Origin of the sequence: Paraburkholderia solitsugae (assembly GCF_013177695.1) — a bacterium.
In the GTDB taxonomy this organism is placed as follows: Bacteria; Pseudomonadota; Gammaproteobacteria; order Burkholderiales; family Burkholderiaceae; genus Paraburkholderia; species Paraburkholderia solitsugae.
Window position 1 is genome coordinate 42030 of the sequence record NZ_WOEY01000027.1, and the last position, 26498, is coordinate 68527.

General features: G+C 62.5%; 22 protein-coding genes. 14 read left to right on the forward strand and 8 right to left on the reverse strand.

The features are described 5' to 3' along the window. Positions 1-58: 58 nt before the first annotated feature. The 3 genes from GNZ12_RS06905 to GNZ12_RS06915 all read right to left on the reverse strand — a co-directional run bounded on the left by GNZ12_RS06905 (position 59) and on the right by GNZ12_RS06915 (position 3899). Positions 59-1075, reverse strand: a complete 1017-nt coding sequence (locus tag GNZ12_RS06905) for a cupin-like domain-containing protein (RefSeq protein ID WP_172309638.1) — start codon at positions 1073-1075, stop codon at positions 59-61. A gap of 141 nt (positions 1076-1216) precedes the next feature. Further along, positions 1217-2362 carry a branched-chain amino acid ABC transporter substrate-binding protein gene (locus GNZ12_RS06910; protein ID WP_172309639.1) on the reverse strand — a complete coding sequence of 382 codons (1146 nt, stop codon included), beginning with the start codon at positions 2360-2362 and terminating at the stop codon, positions 1217-1219. 433 nt (positions 2363-2795) lie between these two features. Further along, positions 2796-3899: an NAD(P)H-dependent flavin oxidoreductase gene (locus GNZ12_RS06915; RefSeq protein ID WP_172309640.1), complete on the reverse strand. Its 1104-nt coding sequence runs from the start codon at positions 3897-3899 to the stop codon at positions 2796-2798. A gap of 276 nt (positions 3900-4175) precedes the next feature. On the opposite strand from GNZ12_RS06915, the gene GNZ12_RS06920 reads away from it, so the two are divergent. Further along, complete coding sequence (locus tag GNZ12_RS06920; RefSeq protein WP_172309641.1) at positions 4176-4874, forward strand: dienelactone hydrolase family protein; 699 nt, start codon at positions 4176-4178, stop codon at positions 4872-4874. Positions 4875-5080: 206 nt separating this feature from the next. After that, on the forward strand, positions 5081-6601 hold the full coding sequence (locus GNZ12_RS06925; protein WP_172309642.1) for an amidase: 1521 nt from the start codon (positions 5081-5083) through the stop codon (positions 6599-6601). Positions 6602-6605: 4 nt separating this feature from the next. Here GNZ12_RS06925 and GNZ12_RS06930 read toward each other — a convergent pair whose 3' ends face one another. Further along, positions 6606-7898: an MFS transporter gene (locus tag GNZ12_RS06930; RefSeq protein WP_172309643.1), complete on the reverse strand. Its 1293-nt coding sequence runs from the start codon at positions 7896-7898 to the stop codon at positions 6606-6608. A 262-nt stretch (positions 7899-8160) separates the two neighbouring features. Further along, a complete protein-coding gene (locus GNZ12_RS06935) occupies positions 8161-8472 on the reverse strand; it encodes a high-potential iron-sulfur protein (protein WP_172309644.1) in 312 nt (103 codons plus the stop codon). Between GNZ12_RS06935 and GNZ12_RS06940 the strand changes: the two genes are divergently transcribed. Then, complete coding sequence (locus tag GNZ12_RS06940; protein WP_172309645.1) at positions 8471-8641, forward strand: hypothetical protein; 171 nt, start codon at positions 8471-8473, stop codon at positions 8639-8641. The genes GNZ12_RS06935 and GNZ12_RS06940 overlap by 2 nt on opposite strands. A 30-nt stretch (positions 8642-8671) precedes the next feature. On the opposite strand, the gene GNZ12_RS06945 is transcribed toward GNZ12_RS06940, so the two are convergent. Further along, positions 8672-9778 carry an NAD(P)/FAD-dependent oxidoreductase gene (locus tag GNZ12_RS06945; RefSeq protein WP_172309646.1) on the reverse strand — a complete coding sequence of 369 codons (1107 nt, stop codon included), beginning with the start codon at positions 9776-9778 and terminating at the stop codon, positions 8672-8674. 435 nt (positions 9779-10213) lie between these two features. After that, complete coding sequence (locus GNZ12_RS06950) at positions 10214-11191, reverse strand: AAA family ATPase (protein ID WP_172309647.1); 978 nt, start codon at positions 11189-11191, stop codon at positions 10214-10216. A 267-nt stretch (positions 11192-11458) separates the two neighbouring features. On the opposite strand from GNZ12_RS06950, the gene GNZ12_RS06955 reads away from it, so the two are divergent. Both GNZ12_RS06955 and GNZ12_RS06960 read left to right on the forward strand, forming a co-directional pair. Further along, positions 11459-11962, forward strand: coding sequence for a hypothetical protein (locus tag GNZ12_RS06955; protein ID WP_172309648.1), 504 nt, complete (start codon positions 11459-11461; stop codon positions 11960-11962). A gap of 82 nt (positions 11963-12044) precedes the next feature. After that, positions 12045-12842, forward strand: coding sequence for an endonuclease/exonuclease/phosphatase family protein (locus tag GNZ12_RS06960; RefSeq protein WP_172309649.1), 798 nt, complete (start codon positions 12045-12047; stop codon positions 12840-12842). A 1-nt stretch (position 12843) separates the two neighbouring features. Here the strand turns inward: GNZ12_RS06960 and GNZ12_RS06965 are convergent, their stop codons facing one another. After that, positions 12844-13824 (reverse strand): aldose 1-epimerase, encoded by a 981-nt coding sequence (locus tag GNZ12_RS06965; protein WP_172309650.1) that lies wholly within the window; start codon positions 13822-13824, stop codon positions 12844-12846. Positions 13825-14163: 339 nt separating this feature from the next. Between GNZ12_RS06965 and GNZ12_RS06970 the strand changes: the two genes are divergently transcribed. From GNZ12_RS06970 to GNZ12_RS07010, 9 genes are all read left to right on the forward strand, one after another. Further along, on the forward strand, positions 14164-15216 hold the full coding sequence (locus GNZ12_RS06970) for a LacI family DNA-binding transcriptional regulator (RefSeq protein WP_172309705.1): 1053 nt from the start codon (positions 14164-14166) through the stop codon (positions 15214-15216). Positions 15217-15329: 113 nt separating this feature from the next. Then, positions 15330-16349, forward strand: coding sequence for an ABC transporter substrate-binding protein (locus tag GNZ12_RS06975; protein WP_172309651.1), 1020 nt, complete (start codon positions 15330-15332; stop codon positions 16347-16349). A 426-nt stretch (positions 16350-16775) separates the two neighbouring features. Next, the gene (locus tag GNZ12_RS06980) at positions 16776-18341 is read left to right on the forward strand and encodes a sugar ABC transporter ATP-binding protein (RefSeq protein ID WP_216673127.1); all 1566 of its coding nucleotides are present in this window, start codon (positions 16776-16778) and stop codon (positions 18339-18341) included. A gap of 55 nt (positions 18342-18396) precedes the next feature. Then, positions 18397-19374: an ABC transporter permease gene (locus tag GNZ12_RS06985; RefSeq protein ID WP_407947684.1), complete on the forward strand. Its 978-nt coding sequence runs from the start codon at positions 18397-18399 to the stop codon at positions 19372-19374. A gap of 39 nt (positions 19375-19413) precedes the next feature. After that, positions 19414-20373 carry an ABC transporter permease gene (locus tag GNZ12_RS06990; RefSeq protein ID WP_172309654.1) on the forward strand — a complete coding sequence of 320 codons (960 nt, stop codon included), beginning with the start codon at positions 19414-19416 and terminating at the stop codon, positions 20371-20373. 757 nt (positions 20374-21130) lie between these two features. Then, on the forward strand, positions 21131-21901 hold the full coding sequence (locus tag GNZ12_RS06995) for a ferredoxin--NADP reductase (RefSeq protein ID WP_074285705.1): 771 nt from the start codon (positions 21131-21133) through the stop codon (positions 21899-21901). Positions 21902-22333: 432 nt separating this feature from the next. Further along, on the forward strand, positions 22334-23170 hold the full coding sequence (locus GNZ12_RS07000; RefSeq protein ID WP_172309655.1) for a sensor histidine kinase: 837 nt from the start codon (positions 22334-22336) through the stop codon (positions 23168-23170). A gap of 10 nt (positions 23171-23180) precedes the next feature. After that, the gene (rqpR, locus tag GNZ12_RS07005) at positions 23181-23837 is read left to right on the forward strand and encodes a response regulator transcription factor RqpR (RefSeq protein WP_172309656.1); all 657 of its coding nucleotides are present in this window, start codon (positions 23181-23183) and stop codon (positions 23835-23837) included. Between the two features lie 286 nt (positions 23838-24123). Beyond that, positions 24124-25524: an amino acid permease gene (locus tag GNZ12_RS07010; RefSeq protein WP_172309657.1), complete on the forward strand. Its 1401-nt coding sequence runs from the start codon at positions 24124-24126 to the stop codon at positions 25522-25524. Positions 25525-26498 lie beyond the last annotated feature (974 nt).

Here is a 26498-nt window from a genome sequence, read left to right on the forward strand (position 1 = left end):
ACCGGCTCGCCGTTTTTTTATCGCCGCAATCCAAAGCGCCCGCGCATCCAACGGCACATCACAATTCGTGATACGTCACGTAATCACGCGAGAAGTCGTTACGTTGCAGAAAATTGGTGAACGTCATGGTCACCGATGCATCGAGTCCTTCCACGTAATGCCACCAGCCGATCGGCAGAAACAGCAATTCGCCGGGTTCGAGCGTGCATTCCATCAAATGCGCATGACGCATCGACGGGAAGCGTTCGTAATCGATCGCACTACCGTCCACCTGCGAATAGCAATGCAGCGTGTTCGCCATATGCGGCGTATCGGACAACGGAACCAGCTTGATCTGTTTGCGGCCGATCACCTGCGCCATGAAGTTATTGGTCAGATCATGGTGAAACGGCGTCTTCGTTCCCGCCGGTCCCATCCAGAAAAACCCGGTATCGGGCGATCCGGCATCGAGATACTCACCGATAGCCGGCACATCGGACCATAACGCCGCGAGTGCCGCGCGATTATGTGAGGTGTTATTGGCCGTCATGTAGAAGTCGTTAGTCGGGCCGCTACGCTCGACGAGATCGACATAATCGGCAAAGCGCATCATGCGCTTGAGCTTCGGCTGATTGACTTCATAATTCGCATCCGACTCGCGGCCGAACTGCACTTCGACTTCGCAATCGCCGCAACGCTCGCGGAAGTAGTCGAAATTCCACTGCGTGCGCGCCAGCCAGAAATCGAAAGCGCCGGTGATGATGACCGGCCGGTTCTGAAAGTAGTACTGCTCAAAGAATTCGTCGCGCGATAGGCGCCCGCGCCTTTCAATCACACCGCTTCCAGCGCGCAGGCGATTGAGCGTGCCGTACACCGACAAGATCCATTCGCGCTTGCGCAAACGATTGCGCAACCGCACCGCACCCTCAAAGTAAGGACTCGCGAGCGCAGCCTCGATTTCGCGCACCGCTTCGGCAGGGTCGAAACCATGTCCGACCAGCGCACCATGCACGGCGGGCGGTGGTGCGTCGAGCAGCAGATTCTCGGCGATCCAGCGGCGCCAGCCGTTATCGATCGAACGGATCTCAGGGGTCACGGCATTCTCCCAAACAATGTTCTCAAACCCGCCAGCCTCGCACGCAGGTGCCCAAAAGAAAAGGCACGCGAGCCATGCGGCTCGCGTGCCTTTTAACTACTTGATCGAAGACAAACAAAGCAGTCTTCGGTCAGGCGGCTCTTACATCTTCACGACGTCGAGCAGCGTCTTCTTGCCTGCCTTGTAGTTGTACAGCGAGATCACGCCGTGTTGAAGGTCGCCCTTCGAGTCGAACGTGGTTTCACCGATCACACCCTTGTAGTCGGTGCTCGGCATCGCTGCCAGGATCTTCGCCGGATCGGTCGAGTTAGCACGCTTCATAGCGTCGACGATGATGTACACAGCGTCATACGTGAACGGAGCGTAGATCTGGATCGGCTGACCGAAACGCTTCTGATACTTGGCGAGGAACGCTGCGCCGCCAGCCATCTTTTCGAGCGCCATACCGGCCTCCGAGCAGACGATGTTGTCGGTTGCGTCGCCAGCCAGGTCCGACAGCTTGTCGGTACACACGCCGTCGCCTGCCAGCACCTTGGCGCGCAGGCCGAGTTGCTTGGCTTGCTTGGCGAACGGGCCGCCGGTGGCGTCCATGCCGCCGTACATGATCGCGTCCGGGTTTTCGCCCTTGATCTTCGTCAGAATTGCGCGGAAGTCGACAGCCTTGTCGTTGGTCGCATCATGCGACATCACGTTCATGCCGAGCGACTTGGCGGTCTTCTCGAATTCGTTGGCGAGACCCTGGCCATAAGCGGTCGAGTCGTCGACGATTGCGACGCTCTTCATCTTCATGGTCTTGGATGCGTAGTTAGCCAGTGCCGGACCTTGCTGCGCATCGGTTGCCACGACGCGGTACGTCGTCTTGAAGCCTTGTTGCGTGTAGGCCGGGTTCGTTGCCGACGGCGAGATCTGCACGATGCCTGCATCGCTATAGATCTTCGAAGCCGGGATCGACGTCCCCGAGTTCAAGTGACCCACCACTGCAACGACCTTGTCGTCGACCAGCTTCTGCGCGACTTGCGTAGCCGTACGCGGGTCAGCTGCGTCGTCTTGTGCGTCGAGTTGCAGCGTGATCTTCTGGCCGCCGATCGTCAGGCCCTTGGCATTGATTTCTTCAACTGCCAGGCGCGCGCCGTTTTCGTTGTCCTTACCCAGGTGAGCGATACCGCCGGTCAACGGTGCAACGTGGCCGATCTTGACGACCTCGTCCGCCACCGCGCCCGTTGCCAACGACGCAAACAACATGGCCGCAGCGCTGATCGGCAAAAGCTTTTGAATCTTGATGTTCATGTAAGTCTCCAGTTTCGGTCCCAAAAACAACGTAATCGCCCTGTGCCCCCGCTTCCCTACACGTGTCGCTCAGTCCCGTGGACGACCACGCCGGTTGCATCGTTCATGCACTTGGCCAGCACGTTCACCGGACTGTTTGTGGCAGGCGGCAAACCGTACTTGCGCGCAAGTGTAGGCCATCAAATTAAATTGTGGGACTTTTTTGAGGAAGTGGGATGAACACTAATAGCGTTTATCCAACAGAGGCCGATTCCGACTGGACAGACAGGCTGGAAAGCACCAGCCCATGCGGGTTTCCGCTAGGTGTGCGTTTCGTCTAACAGCACAGGCTAAAGCTTTTAGCGCGTTAAACCGTTAATGGTTCAAATAGGCTTTGTGTTTAAAAACAAGGTGCGCCGCAGGTCACTGCGAGGCGCGCCTGAGTCATGCTGAATCAACGTTTGAGCGCGGCGATCCGTGCTGCCGCGGCATGCCATTCCTGCTCGAGTTGCCCGACCAGTTCCGCCGCGCCGAGTCCTTCCCGGCGCTTGCGGCCAAGCGGCGCGCCCTGGCCAGACCATAGAGACAGATAGTCGCTGTTCTCCGCGCGGCTCGCGGTTTGACGCAATTCCTGAGTCAAGGCGTTTTGCACCGGATAAGGCGCGACCTTTTTCGCCGACTCACTCAAGCGTTGCATCAACGGATTGCGTATGCCGCGCGCATGACGGCCGGTGATCGCGCGCGTCACGGAGGTCGACGTGTCCGACATCGAACGCACTCGGGTTTTCCATGCCTGCGGTATTGCGCTTTCCAGACAGGTGAGGAACGCGGTGCCCATCACCGCGGCTTGCGCGCCGAGCGCGAGCGCGGCGACGATGCCACGCCCGTCCATGATGCCGCCCGCGGCCAGCACCGGCAGGCCGGTTTCATCGACGAGTTGCGGCACGAGCGCCATCGTGCCGACCAGCGCGTCCTCGAATGCACCGATGAATGTGCCGCGATGCGCGCCCGCCTCCGCGCCTTGCGCGGCGATGGCATCGGCACCCGCGTCGCGCCAGGCGACACCCTCGGCAACATGCGTCGCGGTGCCTATTACATAGAGGCCGTTTGCATGCAAACGGGCGACGTCGGCGGCGGAGAGCAGTCCGAACGTGAAGCTCACCACCGGCAAGCGCAATTCAATCAGCGTTTCCAGTTGCGCGCGGAAATCCGGCGCAAAGCGTTCGAGCGGCTGACCCGGCGGCAAACCGAGGTCCGCGCGCAATGGATCGATTGCTTCGAGCGCGTGGCGCACGGTGGCTTCGTCCGGCGCGGCCGGATCCAGTACGAACAGATTCACGCCGAAGGGGCGATCCGTCAGCGCGCGAATCGCCGCCACTTCGCTCGCGATCTTCTCGGGCGACAGCGCTGCCGCCGCCAGAAAGCCGAGGCCGCCGGCATTCGATACCGCGGCGACCAGCGCGGGCGTCGTTGCGCCGCCGGCCATCGGCGCCTGCACAACCGGCACCCGCAACTCGAAACGCGCCGCGAACGGCGTCACAAAACTGCTTTCGTTCATGATCGACTTCCTTTCCGACAATGCGGTTGCAGCATCGACGATGCCAATACTTTGGACTGTACCGAGCCCTGCGCTTGCGGAAAAATGAATTATCGAGAATGTTTCAATCGCCTTACGAGATTATCGCCGCGCGGCGAGCGTCGTCAGCCCGTGCGTGGCCTCGCTGCAAGGCGTTTCTTTTGATGGCAAACTGACCGCCCGCTTCAGGCATTCAGGCCTCGGGCATTCATTCGGACCGACCACCGCGTATCAGCGCACTGGTAAATGGAGAGCAACATGAGCACGACTTCCCGCTGGATCGACATTCCCGCCGGCAGCGACAGTTTCGGCGGCTATCTGGCGTTGCCCAAAGGCGGCAAGGGACCGGCCGTCATCATCATTCAGGAAATCTTCGGCGTGAACAGCCATATCCGCTCGATCGCGGATCAGTACGCGCAAGACGGCTACGTCGCGCTCGCGCCGGACGTGTTCTGGCGCGTGCAGCCGCGCGTCGAATTGACGTATGACGGCGCGGATCGCGAGAAAGGCATCGAGTTGATGCAAAAGACGAACGTCGACCAGGCGGTGGCCGATATCGGCGCAGCCGCCGCGGCACTGCGCGCGATGCCGGAAGTGACCGGCAAGGTTGCGGCGATCGGCTTCTGCTTCGGCGGTCAGCTCGCGTATCTGGCAGCCGCGCAAGGCACGCTCGACGGCGCGGTTGCGTACTATGGCGGCGGCATTCAGAACAAGCTCGATCAGGCCGCGAAGATCAAAGTGCCGATGCAATTCCACTACGGCGAACTCGACGCGCATATCCCGCTGTCGGCTGTCGGCCAGATTCAGGAACGCTTCGCCGGCCGCACCGATGCGGAATTCAACATCTATCCGAATGCCGATCACGGCTTCAACTGCTCGGACCGCGCGTCGTATAACCAGCACGCCTCGGCGTTGGCGCATGGCCGCACGCTGACCTTCCTCGGTGAGCGGCTGTAACTCGCGGTTGTAACGCGCGGCTTCAATCGCCGCCTGTAACTCGCACCTGTACCTGGGTTACTCTCTCGAAGACGGCGCGCCATCGGCGCGTCGTCTTCTTGCATGCGTATCGATAAACGGGGGACGACGGGACGTCCGGCCAAGCCGTTCATCATGCGCATAGGCAACCGGCAGATCCAACACTCGATAGCGAGGGCCCCTCCGTCGTGCAATCAGACTATCTCGCCCATGACGCCATCGGCCTCGCCGAACTGGTTCGAAGCCGCGAAGTAAGTGCGCGCGAGTTGCTGGACATCGCGATCTCCCGCACCGAGGCCGTCAATCCCGCGATCAACGCGATTGTTCTGAAGGACTACGACGCAGCGCGTCAGCGTGCCTCGCGTGATGATGCGAGCAGAGCAAATGGCGCGAACCAACCGGATGATGGCAGCACGCAAGCAGCGCTCGCGGGCGTGCCTTATCTGATCAAGGATCTGGGCGCCGCGGTCGCCGGGTTGCGCATGGCGATGGGCAGCCGCCACTACCGGCACTTCATTCCTACCCAGGACGCACCCGTCGTCGCGCTCGCGAAAGCGGCCGGCCTCAATATCTTCGCCAAGACCAGCACCTCCGAGCTCGGTCAGATGCCTTATACGGAGCCCGAATTGTTCGGCGCGTGCCGCAATCCGTGGAATCTCGACCACACACCCGGCGGTTCAAGCGGCGGGGCGGCCGCGGCGGTCGCCGCGGGCATCGTGCCGCTCGCGCATGCGTCGGATGGCGGCGGCTCGATCCGCATTCCCGCGTCATGTTGCGGCCTGTTCGGCCTCAAGCCTTCCCGCGGACGTGTGCCGCGCGCGACGCCGACCGCCGCGGTCGGTGAGCTCGGCATCGATCACGCGGTATCGCGCAGCGTGCGCGACAGTGCATTGCTGCTCGACCTGCTGGCAGGCAACGCGGACCGACCGACCGGCGCGCCGGGCACATTCCTCGGCGCAAGCCGCGAGCCCTGCAAGCCACTGAACATCGCCTACGTCACCGATTCGATGCTGGCGCCCTCGCTCTCCGCCGACTCGCGCGCCGCACTCGAAGACGCCGCGCAACTCGCCAGTGCGCTAGGCCATAACATCGAACCCGTTTCGCTCGGCATCGATTTCGCGGCAGTTCGCCACGCGTTCCTGATGCTCTGGTCGGTGACGGCGGAAGAGATGGTGCTGCACGCCGATCGCATGACTGGCCGCAAACCGCTGCGCGACGAATTCGAAATCTCGACGTGGGCCATGGCGCATGTCGGCCGCAAACTCGGCGAGCGCGGCCTGCCAGCCGCGCTCGAAGAACAGCGCCGCATTACCGAACGCCTTACCGATTTGCTGAACCGCTACGACGTGCTCCTGTGCGCGACGCTCGCCGGCGCGCCGATCAAGATCGGCGAAATGCACCCCACCTCCGCTGAGCGCATGCAGATGCGCGCCGTCACGGCGATGCCGCTCGAAGCCCTGATGAAGAAACTGCTGACCGAAGCGTCGAACAAGGCGTTCGCATGGGCGGGGTGCACGGAGCTGTTCAATCTGACCGGACAACCGGCGATGTCGGTGCCGCTTTACTGGAACGCGCGCGGGCTGCCTATCGGTGCGCAGTTCGCCACGCGTAATGGCGGCGAAGCAACGCTGTTGCGACTAGCCGCGCAACTCGAAGCGGCGCGGCCGTGGTTCGACAAACGGCCGCCGTTGATCCCGGCGCGCAGCTAGACGCTCAAGCCGGCTTGCGCTGCGCATCGAGATCCGCATGGCGCTTGCCGGGGATGCAGGCCACCGCAACGATCGACAGTGCCAGTCCGCCCATCACGTAGTAAGTCGGCGCAAGCGGCGAACCTGTGGTGTTGATAAGCCACGTCACGACGAAAGGCCCGAAGCCGCCGAACAGCATCACCGCGACGTTGTACGCGAGCGATAAACCAATCGAGCGCACGTTCGCCGGGAATAGTTCGGCAATCAGCGCGCCGAACGGTCCGTAATAGCCAGACAGCGTAATCGACAGAAGCGCCTGCACGAGAATCAGTTTCGATACGCTCGGCTCCGCCGCGAGCCATGCGAACAGCGGGTAGATGATCACAAGCGTCAGGATCAGCGACCACAGCGAAAGCCCCTTGCGTCCGATCCTGTCCGACCATGCGCCCGTCAGCGGCGAAAGCACGGTCAACAACAGATTGCCGACAATCACGGCGTAAAAGGATTGCGCATAAGGCAGCTTCAGTTGCTTGACCGCGAAGGTCGGCAGATAGCTGATCAGCACGTAGATCGTGACGGTGAGCGCGATCACCGCGCCGAGTCCGCACAGCACGTCGCGGCTATGGCTCGTGAGCACTTCGCCGAGCGTCGCGCGTCGCGCCGTTTTTTGCGCAAGCAGAAAGGCTTCCGAATCGGAGAGATGCCGGCGGATATAAAAGCCGACCGGCCCGATGATCAAGCCGAGAATGAACGGTACGCGCCAGCCCCATGACTTCAATGCCTCAGGCGAGAGGCCGTGCGTGATCAACGCGCCAACCACAGCGCCGAGCAGAAGCGCCGCCGCCTGGCTCGCCATCTGCCAGCTGCCGTAGAAGCCGCGCTTCGAGAACGGCGCCGCTTCGATCAGCAAAGCAGTGGAGCTGCCGAATTCACCACCGGCGGAAAAGCCCTGCAGCAAACGCCCGAGCACGATCATCAAAGGCGCGCCGATGCCGATTGCCGAATAGGGCGGGGCAATCGCCAGCAGCAGAATGCCGAGCGTCATCAGCGCGATGACGAGCGACAGCGCCGCCTTGCGTCCCGCACGATCCGCGTAAAGTCCGAGTACGATGCCGCCGATCGGCCGCATGACAAATGCGACACCGAAGGTTGCGGTGGTCAGCAGCATCGACGCATAGTCATTGCCTGCCGGAAAGAACAATTGTGCGATCACCACCGTGAGAAAACCGAACACGGTGAAGTCGTACCATTCGAGCGCATTACCGATCACAGCCGCCACGACTGCGCGCGTGTTGAGGCTCCTTGACGCTGGTGCCATTCGAGTCTCCAGCATGCGAAAAATGTCGCGTGGTACGGCGTCTCAGCGTAGATGTGCGCAAGCGCCTCAGGGTGACTGAGAAAAAACAGCGCCGGCCGCAGCAATCGGATGGAGTGTAAAGAGCGCGCAAGCTGTTTTCAAGCGACAAAAAGGCGTCTGTCGCGCAGGGCGGCAGACGCCTCGATGATCGGACCGCAGTCCGGCGCCGCGATGTTGCGGCGCATTTTCCGCGCCACTGAGCGTGTGCGCGGCTGGAACGTAATCAGGCCTTCTTGTTATATGCGCTGCACCAACCCTTGCCCGAGACCTGCTTGCCCGGGAACATCGGGCAACCGGCGTAGGCGTCGGTCGGCTTGCCTTGATAGAAGCTGCAGTTGCCGCAGTCCTCGCCCGCCGCATATTTTGCGTACTTGGCCTTGTCGACTTTGGTCGCGTCGGCCTTGTAGCCGAGCGCTTGAGCGGTCGGATCGGTCTCGGCGACCTTCGGTGTGTCGGCGAAAGCCTGGCGCGACAGAGCAAAGGTGGATGCCACACCAATGCTGGTGATCAAAAACGTACGACGGGAAGATTTCATGGGGACTCACTCCATTTATATTGAACTGATCGCCGTTCTCGTGACAGCGGTCCCCAAGGATAGCAACGAAGCCGCCGCGCGTGATGGCTCAAATGATAGAGATAAGCGAATTGGTACGACGCCGCGCCCGAATATCGAGCGCGGCATGCCGGTTGATCGCGTGGCGTAAGAGCCCGGGTGAAAACCCGGGGTGCGACGATTAGGCGCGCCCGCTCAGTTCGCAGACGCGCTGCGCGATCGCCAGCGAAGCCGTCAATCCCGGCGACTCGATACCGAACAGATTGACGAGCCCGCGCACGCCATGCGCGGCCGGCCCCTGGATCACGAAGTCGGCGGCGGGCTCGCCTGGACCTGAAAGCTTCGGACGAATCCCCGCATAAGCGGGCTGCAGCGCATCGTCGGGAAGCGCGGGCCAGTACGCGCGAATCGCCGCGTAAAAGGAATCCGCACGACGCGGATCGACGTCGTAATTGATCACATCGACCCATTCGACGTCGGGACCGAACCGCGCCTGGCCACCGAGATCGATCGTCAGATGCACGCCTAGACCGGCTTCGTTCGGCATCGGATAGATCAGGCGGCTGAACGGCGCCCGCCCCGAGATGCTGAAGTAGTTGCCGCGTGCGAGGTAGAGTGGCGGCACATGGCGCGCGTCGAGGCCGCGAATCTTGCGCGCCAGCGCGTTCGCCTGCAAGCCGGCGCTGTTGATCACACAGGCGGCGCTGATCGTGGTCGGCACGCTGCCACCCACATTGATGACGAAGCGGCCGTTGCTCGCCTCGATCGCCTTGACCGGCGCATGGAATGCACACACCGCGCCGTCGCGCTCGGCGTCGCCCTGAATCGCCAGCATCAACTGGTGACTATCGACGATGCCAGTCTGCGGCGAGAACACGGCCTCCACACATTCGAGCGAGGGCTCGAGCGCTTGCGCCTGGTCGCCGTTGATCCGCATCAGGTCGAGTACGCCGTTCTCACGGCCCTTCGCCATGATGCTTTCGAGCTGAGGAATCTGATTGCGCGAGGTGGCGACCAGCAGTTTGCCGCAGCGCGAATGCGGCACGTTGTGCTCGACGCAGTAGTCGTAGAGCATCTCGCGGCCGCGCACACAGAGCGCCGCTTTCAGCGAGCCGCGCGGATAGTAGATCCCCGCGTGAATCACCTCGCTATTGCGCGAGCTGGTGCCCACGCCAATCGCTTCGGCTGCTTCCAGCACAATCACCTCGCGCCCGCGCGCCGCCAGTGCCCGCGCCACCGCGAGACCGATCACGCCTGCGCCGATCACTACACATTCGATTTGATCCATGTCCCTTGACGCGGCTGACTTCGCCGCGCACTGCCTCGTTCACCCGATAACCATAAAGACAGGGTGCGGCTATCGAGGACCGCACACCGCTCGCTGTCGAACGTACCTGGCCTGACGCAACCGCTTTGCAAAATTGTACGACGCTGCACAGACAGAAATGCCCGCAGTCGGACGACTGCGGGCATTCGGTCTTGAGTAGGTCTAAAACGTATGGGCCGGACAGGATTAGTGTACGCCGTCGACGGTCGCCACGCTCGGTCTTCGCGGGCACGGCGCGGTCTGGTGCTGTGCGTGACGTGTGGTGACGTGCAATCGCATCTCATAATTAGCAACAATTGTCGCAGCATTCATCGTGTTTCCTGCGTGGACACCCGATTGGGGACCATAAAAAAGCCGCCCAAAGGCGGCTTTCAAGCAAAAAGAGGGCAAAAAACCTCAAAAACCGATCGGTTTCCGGCGATTTCCGTAGTCCAGACGGATATCGCCGGCTTCGATCCGATCCCGTCCGGCGATACGCGCCGCGCCGAAGCCATTCAGAATCGCACGCCGCATTTCACGGGGCGATGCCAGCTTCAGCGCATCGAGCGCGGCGTCGCCGAGCGTTTCGGGAAAGCGCAGACCCCAGTTATGCGCCGAGCGAATCTCGTCGTAGATCGATTGAGCGATACGGCGTGTGCCGTCACGATCTGGCGGCGGAATTTCGTACACGTTCATCCGGTTCAGAATCGGCTCCGGGATGGAGCGCTCGTCGTTCGCCGTCGCAATCCAGATCACGTGGCCGGCATTGATCGGAATCTCGGCGAATTCGTCGATGAAGGCCTGCGCCGTGTCGTGCTCAAGCAACGCGTAAAGCGCGCCGAGCGGATCGTATTGCGAATCGCCGGTGGCCTTGTCGATTTCGTCGACGGCGATCACGGGGTTCGCGTAGCTGCCGTTCACGAGCGCATCGAACACCTTGCCCGGCTTCGCGTTCTTCCACTGCGACGAGGCGCCCGACAGAATCCACCCCGCCGTCAGCGAACTCATCGCCACGTATTGATAGGCGGTACCGAGCAGGCGCGCCAACTGCTTGGCAAAGTGCGTCTTGCCGATACCGGGGTCGCCGAGCAGCAGGATCGGCATTAGTTCGAGCCGGTCTTCGGTCTCGAGACACAAGGCGACCTGCTTGCGGATGTCGTCGAGCGGTGCTGAAAAGTTGGGCAGCGCATCGATCAGATCGTCGATCGAGGGCATCCGGTTCGGCTTGACGCAAAAGCGCAGATTGCCGGTTTTCAGCATCTTTTCGTAAGTGGCGCGCAGCGCCTCGTTTGCGCCTTCGCTGAGATCGTTCAGCGCGTGCTCGACCTGATCGAGGTCGTACACCCGGCTGAAAGACGCCACGGCAAGTTCCTGTTTGACCATTGCTGTTGTCATGATTCACCCCGTCTCACTGGCCCTGCTGCTGCGGCGCCTGGTGGGCACCGTTTCAAGTCCAGTGTAGCGAGGCCATATTCGCGTGCAAGCCAGCAGTCGTGCGGCTCTGCTGCTAACAACGGCTTGTTTTCAGCAACGCCCGCCCCATCTGAAATACAGAGTTGCTGAACCCGGCCCGGGTTGAAATGTCAGAAAAGCGTTCCGCCCATCAGGCGTAAGATGGCCTTCTGACTACCCTGCCGGACGCAGTGACCGGAAAATCCTTCTATGTGGAAAACCAGTATCGCGGCCGTGCTGGCCGCCGCGCTGTTCGGCACTTCGCTGCTTGCGAACGCGCAAGGGTCGACCCAGCAGGTCGTGCAATGGCAGTTGCAGGTCGTGCGCGACGGCCAGCAGATCGACTCCTTCGACGGCACCACCACCGTCGGCCAGGCGCGCACCGACACGCATCACAAGATGGTGCAGCATAACGTCGGCTGTAAAGACCAGCCCGGCGGCAGCATCGATCTGGCGCGCACGTTGACGATCTCGCCGCTGCAGGCGGATGCGAATTCGGTCACGCTGTCGATCGAAGCCCAGGAAACATTCGAGGAAGATACCGCGCAGCAAACCGATACCGGCTGCAAGCTGCCGCCGCAACCGCGTCAGGTGAGCGCGAGCCATCCCGGCCTGAAAGTGCCGGCCGGCCAGTGGACCAGTTGGACGATCGTCGACAAGGATCCGAACCTGGTCTATCGGGTGCGAGCGAGTCTTGCGAATAGCCCGAGCTAAGGCACACCCGCGCGAATTGTTGCGAACTGCGCGAACTCAAGCGAATAACCGAAGCCTCAACAGAACACGTGGACAACGCGGTATGCGAAACCCAGAAGAATTGATCCGCGAGAGCGTCGCGCCCAAGGATTTCACTGCGGTGAGCTGGAATCTGCACAAAGGCCGCACACCGCTCGGTTTTCAGGCGTGGCAGGCGATGCAGCGCTGGGTTCAGTCGACCCATGCGGACGCGTATTTTTTACAGGAAGCGATGGCGCGGCGCATGCCCTCGCCAATCCTGGCAAGTAGTTTCGGCTCGCCGCTCGCCGATCCGTTGAGCGATGTCTGGCACTGCCAGGCCACCGAAATCGCACGCGCGGCCGAACTCGAAATCGCGCTGGGGCCGAACGTGTTCAAGCCGTCGTGGCGGCATGGCAATGCGATTTTGTCGCCGCATCCACTCGATCTTGGCGGGCGCTGGGATATCTCAGCGCATCGCTTCGAAAAGCGCGGGTTGCTGGTGGCGCGAGCCACCTTTGGCGGTCATTCGGTCACGTTGCTGTGCGCGCATCTCGCGCTCACGCGCTCGGCACGCTTGCGGCAGATGAACTGGATCGCACACTGGATCGCGAAGGAAGCACCGGAAGGTCCGCTGGTGCTGGCAGGCGACTTCAACGACTGGCGCAACGACTCGGTGCCGCTCTTCGCCGAACACGGCTTGCAGGAAGTGGCGACGCTGCTCGGCGAATCGGGCCGCACGTTCCCCGCCTTCTCGCCGGCGCTCGCACTCGACAAGATGTTCATACGCGGCATGCAGCCGATCGAATGGATCCAGCCGACGCAGGAAACTGCGTGGCTGTCAGATCACTTGCCGTATATTGCGCGGTTGCGAGTGGATTGAACTAGCCTCTTCGAGGCGTCCATTCCAGCGTCGCGGCGATCTCCTCGCCCGGCTGCAGCACGCAGCCGCCCACCTGCTCCTGTATGCCCGCCGCGTTGAAGCAATCGGTGGTGTTCGTCACCGGTTCCACACACAGTTGCGCGTCGTTGGCAGGCGCGAATACCACCATATGATCGAAGGGCGCATCGGCGGTCATCGTCAGTTGGCGGTGTTCGTCGGGCCATGCAATCGTCGCCTCGCGCGACCAGTTAGCGAAGTTGTTGTCGAGCGCGAACGCGTCCGGCGCCAGGCCGTCGCGCAGCGCATCGATCGCGGGGTGTGGGCCGAGATGTGTGGGCAGCACGTCGGCATCGGCATGCCACATAGCTTGCACGTGTGCGTAGACGCGGGTCTGCGCGGTGCGCGGATAGTACGGGTGATGCCCCATACCGAAGGGCATCGGCCGGTCGCCGAGGTTCTGGGCAGACAACGTGATGCGCAGCGCGTCGACGATCAACTCGATGCGTTGCTGCGCGCGATAGCGAAACGGCCAGTCGCCGGGCTGCTGCGAATCCGGTTCGTGTTCGAAGTGCAAATCCACTGAGCTTTCCGTGCGCGTCCCCACCTTCCAGGGATGCCGCCACGCATTGCCGTGCAGCGCGTGCGCAAAACGCAAATCATTGCCGCTCAGATCAACGATGCCGCCCTCGAACTGAAAGCGCGCGTCGCGAATCCGGTTGCAGTAGGGAAAAAGCGGGAAGCTCGCCATGCGCAACGGATCGCGTTCATCGAACGCCGCTTGCGTGGCCGGCCGCAGCCAATGCAGCGGGCCTTCCGGCGTCGACTCGTAATAAGCCGCCAGCGCGCCGCCGACTTCAGGCGCGATCACCACGCGCATGGCGCCGGCCACCAGCGTGACAAGCGCCTGTGCGATCACGGGGTCGTCGAGCCACGTGAGCTCGGTTGCGAACGGACGGATCGGACTCAAGGAAACGTCGCGCATGGTCAGAAAAGGCGGGGGCTCAGGCGGATGGCGGCATGAACGCGCATCGATGTCTCCTATGACGTGCCGCGCACAGCGCGCGGTCGGCGAACCGTCAGGGTCCGCGCGACCGAGAATCGCACGCCAAAGCAGATCGGTCAATATTATTAGTAATAAATTGCTCATAACGAGACTGTAAACGCGTTACCTAAACTCCCAAAATGACGGGTTAGCGCGCGTTGCCGCACGCATATTATTAGTGGTACCGTCAGCACCACAAATGCCACCGGCATGCCCCTGCTTTCGCGCCGCTGCAACGCGGCCCGCACAATGAAAAAATCGACTCAACGCCGTCCGACCATGACCGACATCGCCAAGCTCACCGGTGTGTCGCAATCCACTGTCTCGCTCGTCCTGAACAACGCGACCGGCGCAAAATTCTCCGAGACCACCCGCAACAAGGTGCTGAAGACCGCGAACGACCTCGGCTACCGGCTTTCGCCGCGCGAACCCGTATCGGTTTCGGATGACGAACGCAATCTGATCGTCTATCTGGCCGACGAGATTTCCACCAGTCCGCACCCGGTCGTCAACGTCGATGGTGCGCGCGACGCGGCCTACGCAAGCGGCAAGATGCTCGCCGTCTACTCAACGCACGGCAACGCCGACATCGAAAAGCAGGTGCTCGACGCCACGCTGTCGAACCCGCATGTATTCGGCGTGATCTATGCGACCGTCTACACCCGCAAGGTCACCCTGCCGGCCGCGCTGGCGAAGGTGCCCACCGTGCTGCTGAACTGCTACACGAGCGAAGGCGGGCAGTCTTCGGTGGTGCCGGCGGAAGTCGCGGGCGGCCATCTGGCGACCGACTACCTGCTGCGCTCCGGCCATCGGCGGATCGGCTATATCAACGGCGAGCCGTGGCAGGACGCCTCGAAAGACCGTCTCAAAGGCTATCGCACCGCGCTCGCCACCGCCGACCTGCCGTACGCGCCGGAACTGGTGCGCGACGGCGACTGGAGCTCGGGGGTCGGCTTCGAAATGACGCTGTCCCTGATGCGCGAGCCCCATCCGCCGACCGCCATTTTCTGCGCCAACGACCTGGCCGCGCTGGGCGCGATCGAGGCGCTGAAGCAACTCGGCCTGCGCGTGCCCGAAGACGTTTCCGTGCTTGGCTACGACGACCAGGAAATTGCCCGCCACACGCATCCGCCCCTGTCGACGGTGGTGCTGCCGAACTACGAACTGGGGCGCTGGGCCGTCGAAACCTTGCTGCAGGAAGAGCACAACCGCGCGGCCGGCGCACCGGTGCGTCATCGCCTCGTGAAGCTCGACGGACCGCTCGTCGAACGCGGCTCGGTGAGGGTAATTACCGAGGCAGAAAAGCCAATAATTAATATTATTAGTGATTGACCGATAATAATTCCCGGTGGAATAATCGGCACGTCCGGTCAGGGTGAAAGCGCTCGACCGACAGGAGAAACACTAAAAAGCAAATACACCTCACCAGGTACTGGAGGAAGACAATGGCGTCGCTCAACACGCAGTCGCGCAGGCACGCGCGCAAGCAACAGATTCGTCCGCTGGCAGGTTCACTGCTGGCTCTGGCAATCGGGTTCGGCGTCGCCACGGCGCACGCCGACGACGCGCTGCCGAAGTTGCCCAACAAGACGCCGCTGAAGGTCGGCTTCGCGCAGACCGAAAGCAACAATCCATGGCGCCTCGCGGAAACCAGGAGCTTCAAGGAAGTTGCCGCGAAGTGCGGCTGGCAGTTGGTCATGACCGACGCCAACAGTTCGAACGCGAAACAGGTATCGGATATCCAGAACATGATCGCGCAGCACGTCGATCTGCTGGTGTTCCCGCCGCGCGAAGAAAAGCCGCTTGCGCCGGTCGTGCTGCAAGCTAAAAAAGCCGGCATCCCGGTGATCCTGGTCGACCGCGACGTCGATCAGTCGGTGGCCAAGGCGGGCCGCGATTACATCACCTTCATCGGCTCGGACTTCATCGATCAGGGGCATCGCGCAGCTGACTGGCTGGTCAAGGCGACCGGTGGCAAGGCGAAGATCATCGAACTCGAAGGCACCACCGGCGCATCCGCGGCGAACGACCGCAAGAAGGGTTTCGACGAAATCATCGCGAAGAATCCGGGCATGACGATCATTGCGTCGCAAAGCGGCGACTTCGCGCGCGACAAGGGCCGTCAGGTGATGGAAACGCTGTTGCAGGCGCATCCGGAGGTGACCGCCGTCTACGCGCATAACGACGAGATGGCGCTTGGCGCAATCGCGGCGATCAAGGCGGCCGGCAAGCAACCGGGCAAGGACATCCAGATCGTCACGATCGACGGCACCAAGGGCGGCATGGACGCGATCGCGGCCGGCGAACTCGGCGCAAGCGTGCAATCAAGCCCGTTCTTCGGCCCGCTCGCCTGCGACGTCGCCCAGCGCTACGCCAAGGGCGAAAAGATCCCGACGTGGGTCAAGGTGTCGGACCGCTTCTACGACAAGAGCAACGTGCAGCAGAGCATGCAGTACGGCTATTAAAAGCGAACCGTTGCTGTACGCGCAGTTTTGAAGCTCGAGGGCAGTGCCTTGGCGGAATGTCCACGCATTCCGCGCCTCAAAGGCTGTCCCTCGATCACCAAGGAAGTCCCCTTGGTGATCGGGGTTCGGGGGCAGCCTCGCAGGACGTCCCCGCCCCGAATCGGTCTCCTCGGGGGGCGGGTGACGGGAAGGGTTCGGAGCGACGCGTTCGTGGCAGCACGGACCGTCGCTTCGCTTTTATGCGGCGTAACATGATTCGGCGACACCGCCTGCATAGCGCCCGAACGCATGGCCACCGCGGCTCGCACGTGCAACGCTTGCAGCGCACGCAGCACATGAAGCAGCACACGCATCAGGAGGACACCCGTGACGGAATCCGGCAAAGAGACGCCACACGCTCCCCTCACCCGTTCGCCACTGCTGGAGATGCAGGACATCGGCATCAGCTTCGGCGGCGTACCCGCGTTGCGCAGCGCCAATCTGAGCGTGGCAGCCGGCGAAGTGCACGCGCTGATCGGCCAGAACGGCGCCGGCAAATCGACCATGATCAAGATCCTGACCGGCGCCTATCGGCGCGGCTCGGGCAGCGTGCGCTTCGAAGGCCGCGAAGTCGATTTCCGCACGCCGAAGCAGGCGCGCGAAGCCGGCATCAGCACGATCTATCAGGAGATCAACCTGGTGCCGTTCCGCTCGGTGGCGGAGAACATTTTCCTCGGCCGCGAGTCACGCCGCTTCGGCCTGATCGACTGGCGCGCGGTACACCAACGCGCCGCCGCCCTGCTCGACTCGTTCGGCTTGCAGATCGATGTGAAGAAACCGGTCAGCCGCTATTCGACCGCGATCCAGCAGATGGTGGCGCTGGCGCGCGCCGTTTCGTCGGATGCGAAGATGGTCATCATGGACGAGTCCACCTCGTCGCTCGATGAGCGCGAAGTGGAACTGCTCTTCACCGTGGTGCGCAAACTGCGCGACGACGGCCGCGCGGTGATCTTCGTCTCGCACCGCCTCGACGAACTCTATGCGCTATGCGACCGCGTCACGGTGATGCGCGACGGCCAGACGGTCGCGCAAAGCACGATGGCGGAGATGGACAAACTGCAACTCGTCACGACGATGCTCGGCCGCACGCTTGCCGCCGTCGTGCAGGAAGACGCCACGACGCGCGAAGCGAATCTCGCGCGGCGCGGCAAGCAGGCGATCGCCGCGACGCATCTGAGCGCCCATCCGAAAGTGAGCGACGTGTCGCTCGAAGTGCATGCGGGCGAATCGGTGGGTCTCGCGGGCCTGCTCGGCTCGGGCCGGACCGAAACCATGCGTCTGATGTTCGGCGCCGATCCGCTCGAACAAGGCGCGTTGTCGATTGGCGGCGAGACGGTGGCGTTGAAGTCGCCGCAGGACGCCATCGCGCGTGGCCTCGCGTACCTCACCGAGGACCGCAAAGCCGAAGGCATCGTCCCCGAACTCTCAGTGCGCGACAACCTCACGCTCGTCTGCTTGCGCACGCTGGCGAAGAACGGCGTGGTCGACGTGAAGAAACAGCAGGCGATTGTCGACCGGTTCATTGCGTCGCTCGGTATCAAGCTGCGTTCGGCCGACCAGCCGATTCGCGAACTCTCCGGCGGTAATCAGCAGAAAGTCCTGCTCGCGCGCTGGCTCGCGGCCGAACCGTCGCTGCTGCTGCTCGACGAACCGACGCGCGGCATCGACGTCGGCGCCAAAGCCGACGTGGCGAAGATCGTGCGAGAACTGCGCGATGCGGGCCTCGCTGTGCTGCTGTCCGCATCCGAACTCGAGGAGCTGACGGCGGTGGCCGACCGCGCGGTGGTGATCCGCGACGGCCGGACTGTCGCCGAACTGAACGGCGCGGACATGAGCGAGACCGCAATCATGGACGCCATCGCCTACGGCAGTGAAGGCCAGTCGCAACTGGCCGAAGCCGCCCAGACCGCACATATCGAAGACGCGTTGGAGGGCGACCGTCATGGCGCTTAAGTTGCACACTGAGTCGTTGCACACCGAGCCGCTGCAACCCAACACCGCGCCGCCAATGCCGGATGCCGCCGCGCCGCGCGCCACGGCCGCATCGACGGGGAAGCGATGGCGGCACCTCGCCATGCAACGCGAAGTGATCGTGTTGCTCGCGATGGTGCTCTTCAACCTGATCTTCACCCCCCACTTCTGGTCGCTGCAAACCTTCAACGTCAACATGACGCAGGTGGTGACGATCGTGATCGTCGGCATCGGCATGACGCTGGTGGTGGCAACGGGCGGCATCGATCTGTCGGTGGGCGCGTCGATGGCGATCTCGGGCGCGCTCGCGCCGATGTTGTTCCTGAACATTCCAGGGCCGGGCGGCATCGCGCTCGCGTTCGTGCTGCCGGTGCTCGCGGCCGCGGCGTGCGGTGTCTTTAACGGCTTGCTGGTGACGAGGCTATCCGTCCAGCCGATTGTCGCGACGCTGGTGCTGTTCATCGCCGGACGCGGCATCGCCCAGGTCGTCACCGATGGCAGCTTGCAGGCGTTCAACACGCCCGCGTTCCAGTGGATCGCTTTGGGCAAGGTCGCCGGCGTGCCGTTCCAGGTGCTGCTGATGCTTGCGCTGGTCGCCGTGTTTGCGTGGGTCGTGCGCAAGACCTTGTTCGGCCAGTATCTGCTGATCACCGGCGGCAACGAAAAGGCCGCCTATCTGTGCGGTGTGCCGACGGCCACTGTGAAGCTGATCGCTTACACGCTGTGCGCCGCGCTCGCGGGGCTGGCGGGGCTGATCTCGATCTCGGTGAATTCGTCGTCGGATGCGAATGTAGTGGGGCTCGGCGTCGAACTCGATGCGATCGCCGCGGTGGCGGTCGGCGGCACGGCCCTGACGGGCGGCAAGGCGTATATCGGCGGCACGCTGATCGGCGCGCTGATCATCCAGTTGCTGCGCTATACGCTGCTCGCGCACGGCATTCCCGACGCGGCGGCGCTGGTGGTGAAGGCCGGCATCATCGTCGCCGCGGTTTATGTGCAACGGCGCTCACGGTAACCGTAACGCTTCAGGGACACGTACGTCGGACTCGATGCGATGAAAAAGAACCTTCCTATCCTGCTTGCTCTCGTCGCGCTGATCGTGCTCGGCCTCGTGCGCTACGACCACTTCGGCTCGGCCTACAACATCACCTCGTTCTGGCGCTACAACTCGATGTTCGCGCTGATCTCGATCGGCATGGCCTTCGTGATCATCACGGGCGGGATCGACTTGTCGGTCGGCACAGTGGCCGCTTTGGCGAGCGTCGTCGCCGCGTTGACCAGCGCGTATGGCGGCTGGGTCGCCGTCTTGGCCGGCTGCGCAGCGGGCATGGCCGTCGGCGTGCTCAACGGCCTGATCATCACTCGGCTGAAAATCCTGCCCTTCATCGTAACGCTCGCGACCAGCCTCGGCGCGCACGGCGTCGCGCTGCTGCTCGGCAAGAACGATGCGGTGTCGATTGCCGCCGACTCGAACTTCGGCAACTTCGGTCAAGGCGATCTGTTCGGCCTGCCGATTCCAGGCATCGTCGCGGTGGTCGCCGCGGTAGCCGGCTGGCTCGCGCTGCGCAGCACGCGCTTCGGGCGGCATTCGCTGGCCATCGGCGGCAGCGAGGAAGCTGCGCGGCTGATGGGTCTGAACGTCGACCGCACGCTGGTGATGGCTTACGCGGTAAGCGGCCTGCTCGCCGGCATGGCGGGGGTGATCCTGGCCGCGCAATTCGGTGCCGGTCAGCCGAACGAAGGCGTCGGCTGGGAGCTGTTCGCGATCTCGGCGGTGGTGCTCGGGGGCACCTTGCTGACCGGCGGCGAAGGCTCGATTGCGATGACGATTGCCGGCGTGTTGCTGCTCGGGCTGGTGTTCAATCTGCTGAACTTCGAAAACGGCCTAGGGTTCATCAGCCTCTCGGCGTACTGGCAGTCGGTGATTCGCGGCGTGTTTCTGCTGCTGGTGATCGTGTTGCAGGCGAGAGTGTTGAAGCAGCGCGGCAAGAAGCGTGTTGCTGCTGCAGCGTAATCCGCAATGAGCTGGCGGCCCGGCGGGCCGACTGCAGCATGGCATACCGGAGATCCGGGCAATTGCCGCTTCTTGCCGACTGCGCCGGCGTTACCAAAACACAACGCGCGACGCGCCTCGGGCAACACGGGATTGCGGCGGATAGGGAGATAGCAACCTCGCCCGGGCGCCATCCGGAGTGATCACGATGTGACGCGCCACTCTCCGCACATAGACTGGGATTCAGGCTGTTTAAGCGTCCACCAATTCCTGTCTGTGTACCAACACTGCACGCCAAACCGGCGCTAATAAAGGCCGCTGCACATCCCGCCCCTCCACTGCGCCTCTATCAACTTCCACACCGATTGCCCCTGCTTTTGCCAGTTTTATCAGCAGGGTCAATGCTGCGGCGCACGGCGGGTTTCGGTATCATCTTGAAAATGTTGCTTGTGCGACGCGCCTATCCGGCGCATGCCGGGCAACCGATGGCAGCCGCCCTGCGCGGTTTTCGCCCATCGCCGTACCCTTGCTGAAGCGCGGCTGCAGCCACGCCAACGTACTTCGCGGCGCCGATCGTAACGACGCCGGCGCCGACGCTTCCAGGTCCGGTAACCCGCTTCACCACGCTCAACCGCCGCGCCGCAGCCCTCAGGCAGCGGGCGCGGTAAAATAGCGGATTGCGCGTGATTCCCGATCTCGGGTTAGCGCAGCATCGCCCTTGCCGTGCCGGCCGGCTCAAACGACTGGCCGCCTTTGTTTTCGCACTATCCAAGAAGCCATGAGCAACCTGAATTCACAAACCGTCCTGAGCGTCCATCACTGGACCGATACGCTTTTCAGCTTCACCTGCACGCGCGATCCGTCGTTCCGTTTCGAAAACGGCCAGTTCACGATGGTGGGCCTCGAAGTCGATGGCAAGCCGCTGATCCGCGCCTACAGCCTGGCGAGTGCGAACTACGAAGAGCACCTCGAATTCCTGAGCATCAAGGTGCAGGACGGCCCGCTCACGTCGCGCCTGCAGCACTTGAAGGTCGGCGACGAAGTCCTGATCGGCAAGAAGCCGGTCGGCACGCTGATGGCCGACAACCTGCTGCCGGGCAAGACGCTGTGGCTGCTGTCCACCGGCACGGGTCTCGCGCCGTTCATGTCGATCATCAAAGATCCGGACATTTACGACCGCTACGAACGCGTGGTCCTGACGCACACCTGCCGTTTCGTCGACGAACTGGCGTACAAGGAATACATCACGGATCACCTGCCGGCGCACGAGCATCTCGGCGAGCTGGTGCAGGAAAAGCTGCTCTACTACCCGACGGTGACGCGTGAAGCGTTCCAGAACCGCGGCCGCATCACCGAACTGATCGAAACCGAAAAGCTGTTCGCCGACCTCGGCGTGCCGGGCTTCTCGCTCGAAGACGACCGCGTGATGCTGTGCGGCAGCCCGCACATGCTGCGCGACACGCGTAAGCTGCTCGACGACCTGGGCTTCCAGGAAGGCAGCAACAACGCGCCGGGTCACTACGTGGTCGAAAAGGCGTTCGTGGGTTAAGCGGACGCGTGGATTGAGCGGCTAACGCCGCGTACTCAGCAAAAAGGAGCCTTCGGGCTCCTTTTTTGTTGCTCAGTTACAAATTGGCGCCATCGTCCTGACATTTGACGTCAGCATTTTTCCTACAAAACCGGCATTGCAAAACATCAACCATTGCGTGAAATGTACGCGCTAACCCTTGGTGTGCCTGCATTTTTTCTTTTTTTAAGATATCATCGCGGCGCACGATCGGTCGGTTTACATGCCCGCCATGGTACGACCGGCATGTTACTGAATGTAAATTTCGTTACGCCGCACCGTAGCAATTTGTCTGTCGCGCACATCGCGTAAAGAACACCACTGGAGGCCAGAGACTCGCATGCGTTCTTTTGTCTTCGCGCCGCCGATGCGCACCCGCTTCGCTGTCCACACTGCTTCCTGAGAGGGAAAGTCATGGATACGTCGACTGTCGTCCCGTTTAGCCCCCACATTCCGCCTTCGCTTGCCCACGCCGCGCCGCAATCCGCCGCTGAGCGTGAACTTGCGCAACTGCGCGCCCGCGTGCGTGAACTGTCGGCTGAACTGGTTCAGGCGCGGGAAGCTGCCTGCCGCCATGTGGCGCGCGAGCTGCACGACGGCGTGGGTGCCGAGCTGACCGCGACGCGTTTCGCCCTTGCCGGCGTCGAAACCTGGCTGCCCGCCGACGCGCCGCCGCAATGCGCCGCCGCGCTCGCCGTCGCGAATCGTTCGCTCGACGCCGCGTGCGCCGCCAGCCGCCAGGCCGTCGCGGAACTGCATGCACCGTCGCTCGAGGCGGGCATTGTCGGCGCGCTGGCGCATTGGACCGGCGACTTCGCCACACGCACGCAACTGCGCACGAGTTTCGTCTGCCCGGCCGACGTGCGGCTCACCCGGCTGCCCGCCGACGCGGCGCTGGCCGTGTTCCGGGTCGCCCAGGAAGCGCTGAACAATATTGCCAAGCACGCGCGCGCCGAATCCGCCGACGTGCGGATCGAAACCGGCCGCCACCACCTGACGCTGATCGTCAGCGACGACGGCATCGGCATGACACGCAGCGCCCGCAGCCGTCGCGGTCATTTCGGCCTGAGCGGTATGCAGGCGCGCTGCGCCGCCTTCGATGGCACGCTGCACGTCAGCGCCCGGCGAGTCGCCTCTCGTCGCGGCGAGAGCGACAAAGCGTCGCGCGGCACGCTGGTGCGTGCCCGCTTTGCGTGGGAGGCGATGCTGGCGAGCGCACGGGGCGCCGAGCGTCGCGCGCTGCAATCGTGAGCACGCCACCATGAGCCTGCGCATCCTGCTCGCCGACGACCACGCGGTGGTTCGTCAGGGCGTCCGCCAGTTGCTGCTCGACCGCGGCGTGGCGCGCGAAGTCACAGAGGCGCAAAGCGGCGCCGAAGCGCTCGAGGCCGTCGCCCAGCACAGCTACGACGTGGTGCTGCTCGATATTTCGCTGCCCGACATGAATGGCGTCGAAGTGCTCAAGCGTCTGAAGCGCAAAGCGCCGCGCGTGGCCGTCCTGATGTTCTCGATGTACCGCGAGGACCAGTACGCCGTGCGTGCGCTAAAGGCAGGCGCCGCCGGCTACCTGTCGAAAACAGTCGACGCCGCGCAGATGATCGGCGCGATCCAGCAGGTCGTGGCGGGCCGTAAATACGTCAGCCCGGCCATGGCTGAAGCGCTGGCGGACTACGTCTCGTTCGACGGCGAACAATTGCCGCACGAAAAGCTCTCGGACCGCGAATACCAGACGCTTTGCATGCTCGCGTCCGGCAAGCGGCTGACGGATATCGCCATGGCGTTATCGCTCTCGGTGAAGACGGTCAGTGTGTACCGCACCCGGCTGCTCGAAAAAATGAAGCTGCGCAATAACGCCGAGCTGACCTTCTATGTGATGAGCAACCGTCTCGTCGATCTGAATCCGGCGATGGCCGGCTGAAGCCATTTCTCTGCGCTCACTGAATAGCGTGCGATCGTCGCCGAGGCAATCGCGAGAGAGCAATTCCCACCCGGATTGAGGGCGCCTCGGGCGAAAGCTTCGCAACCAGCTTGAAATCCGCAGACAAACGTCACATCCGAATCGCCTCCGCCCGGCATTATCCGCCCTCCCAACAGACGGTAAAGACATCGTCCCAAAATGGTGCAGAGGCGCGGTTCCGTTAAAATCGAGGGTTTCCCCGACATTCGGCGCGCAAGATGCGTGCACAACTGGAGACCCACCGCCAATGTCCCTGTTTCGCAAAAAGAGCGTCGAGCACATGATCGCCGCGAGCGCCCAGAACGCCGGGCTGAAGAAAGCGCTTGGCGCGCTCGATCTGACTTTCCTCGGCGTCGGCGCCATTATCGGCACCGGCATTTTCGTGCTGACCGGCACGGGCGCGGTTCAGGCCGGCCCGGCGCTGATGGTCTCGTTCCTGATCGCAGCGATTGCCTGTGGGTTCGCCGCGCTCGCCTATGCCGAGTTTGCGTCGACGATTCCGGTCGCGGGCTCCATCTATACGTATTCGTACGCGACGCTTGGCGAACTGGCCGCGTGGATCATCGGCTGGGACTTGATGCTCGAGTATGGGCTGGCCACATCAGCGGTGTCGGTCGGCTGGTCGGGCTATCTGCAATCGCTGTTGTCGGGTTTCGGCGTGAGCTTGCCGGTTGCGCTGTCGGCGGCGCCTGGTGCCTTGCCGGGGCACGAAACGTGGTTCAACCTGCCCGCTTTCCTTGTGATGATGGCGATCACGGCACTGTTGTCGCTTGGCGTGCGCGAATCTGCACGGATCAACAACATCATGGTGGCGATCAAGGTGATCGTGGTGTTGCTGGTGATTGGTGTGGGCGTTTTCCACGTGACGCCGGCGAACTGGCATCCGTTCATGCCGAACGGCTGGAACGGCGTGTTCGGCGCGGCGGCGGTGATGTTCTTCGCGTTCATCGGTTTCGATTCGGTGTCTTCCGCTGCGGAAGAAGTGAAGGATCCGAAGCGCGATCTGCCGATTGGGATCATTGCGTCGCTGGGCGTGTGCGCGGTGCTGTACGTTGCTGTGGCGGCTGTGGTGACCGGTATCGTGCCGTCGGCGCAGTTCGCGAATATCTCGCACCCGGTGTCGTATGCCTTGCAGGTAGCGGGTCAGAAGTGGGTTGCGGGCTTTATCGACCTTGGCGCCGTGCTGGGCATGCTGACGGTGATTCTGGTGATGGCTTATGGCCAGACGCGCGTGATTTTTGCGATGTCGCGGGATGGGTTGTTGCCGGCGAAGCTTTCGAAGGTGCATCCGAAGTTTGCTACGCCGTTCTTTACGACGTGGCTCGTGGGGATTTTCTTCGGGCTGATTGGCGCGCTGGTGCCGTTGAATGTGCTGGCTGAGCTGATCAATATCGGCACGTTGGCCGCGTTTTCGATGGTGTCGATTGCGGTTCTTGTTTTGCGCAAGACGCATCCTGAGTTGCCGCGGGCTTTCCGGTGCCCTGGTGTGCCGGTGGTGCCGGTGTTGGCTGTCGCCTCGTGTCTGTTTTTGATGGCTAATCTTCAGGCGGTGACCTGGGTGGCGTTTGTGGTTTGGTTACTGATTGGGATGGTCATTTATTTTGGCTATTCGCGGCGGCATTCCAAATTGGCTCCAATGAAAATTTGAGGTTTTTTGCCTGCGCGGCGCTTTTGTCTGTATGCCTGCGGCGTTGGCCTTTCCCTGATTTCTTATTGGTTTATTAGCGTCGCCCCTGTGCGGGGCGGGCACCTACTTTTCTTTGCCTGCTGCAAAGAAAAGTAGGCAAAAGAAAGCAGCTCAAACCGCTAGCTCTTAAGCGGGTCCCCCGCACAGTTGCGGTAGTGGTGCATCTGGAATCCGTGCCCTCGCACCTTCAGCGTCAGTGACAAACCGCTCATCAGCTCCCACTCCGCACTGCGTGCGTCGCGGATGGGTATGCATGGGAAACCAGGGGCTTCGCTTTGCGCAGCGGGGACCATCGGCTTCGCCTCGGCAAAGTGCTTCCGCACTCAGAGGCGAACCCCACTTCAAATGAAGTGTCAATGTGCCGCACCCGCACCCGCACCCGCACCCGCACCCGCACCCGCACCCGCACCCGCACCCGCATTCTCTCAGCCTCTTAGCCTCTCACTTGTACACTTGCAACGGCAACGGCAACGGCAACGGCAACGGCAACGGCAACGGCAGCTACAGCCGCAGTGGTGATGGAATGGCGAGTCGCGGTACCGGGCAAAACGCGAGAGCTAAAGCGTAGCGGGTGGTTTTATGAAGTGCTCTTCGGCGCGCGCAGCGCCGCCGGAAGTATGACTGCCTTGTCACTGAGGCCGAATGTGCGAGGGCACAGATTCCAGATGCACCACTACCGCAACTGTGCGAGGAGCCCGCTTAAGAATTAGCGGTTTGAGCCGCTTTCTTTTGCCTACTTTTCTTTGCGGCAAGCAAAGAAAAGTAGGTGCCTGCCCCGCACAGGGGCGACGCTAATAAACCGATATCAAATCAAGGAAAGGCCAACGCCGTAGGCACACAGAAACAAGCGCCGAACAGGCATACAAGGGCAGGAAAGCCCAACGCCGCAGGCACACAGAAACAAGCGCCGCACAGGCAACCAGCTCAAGGAAAGC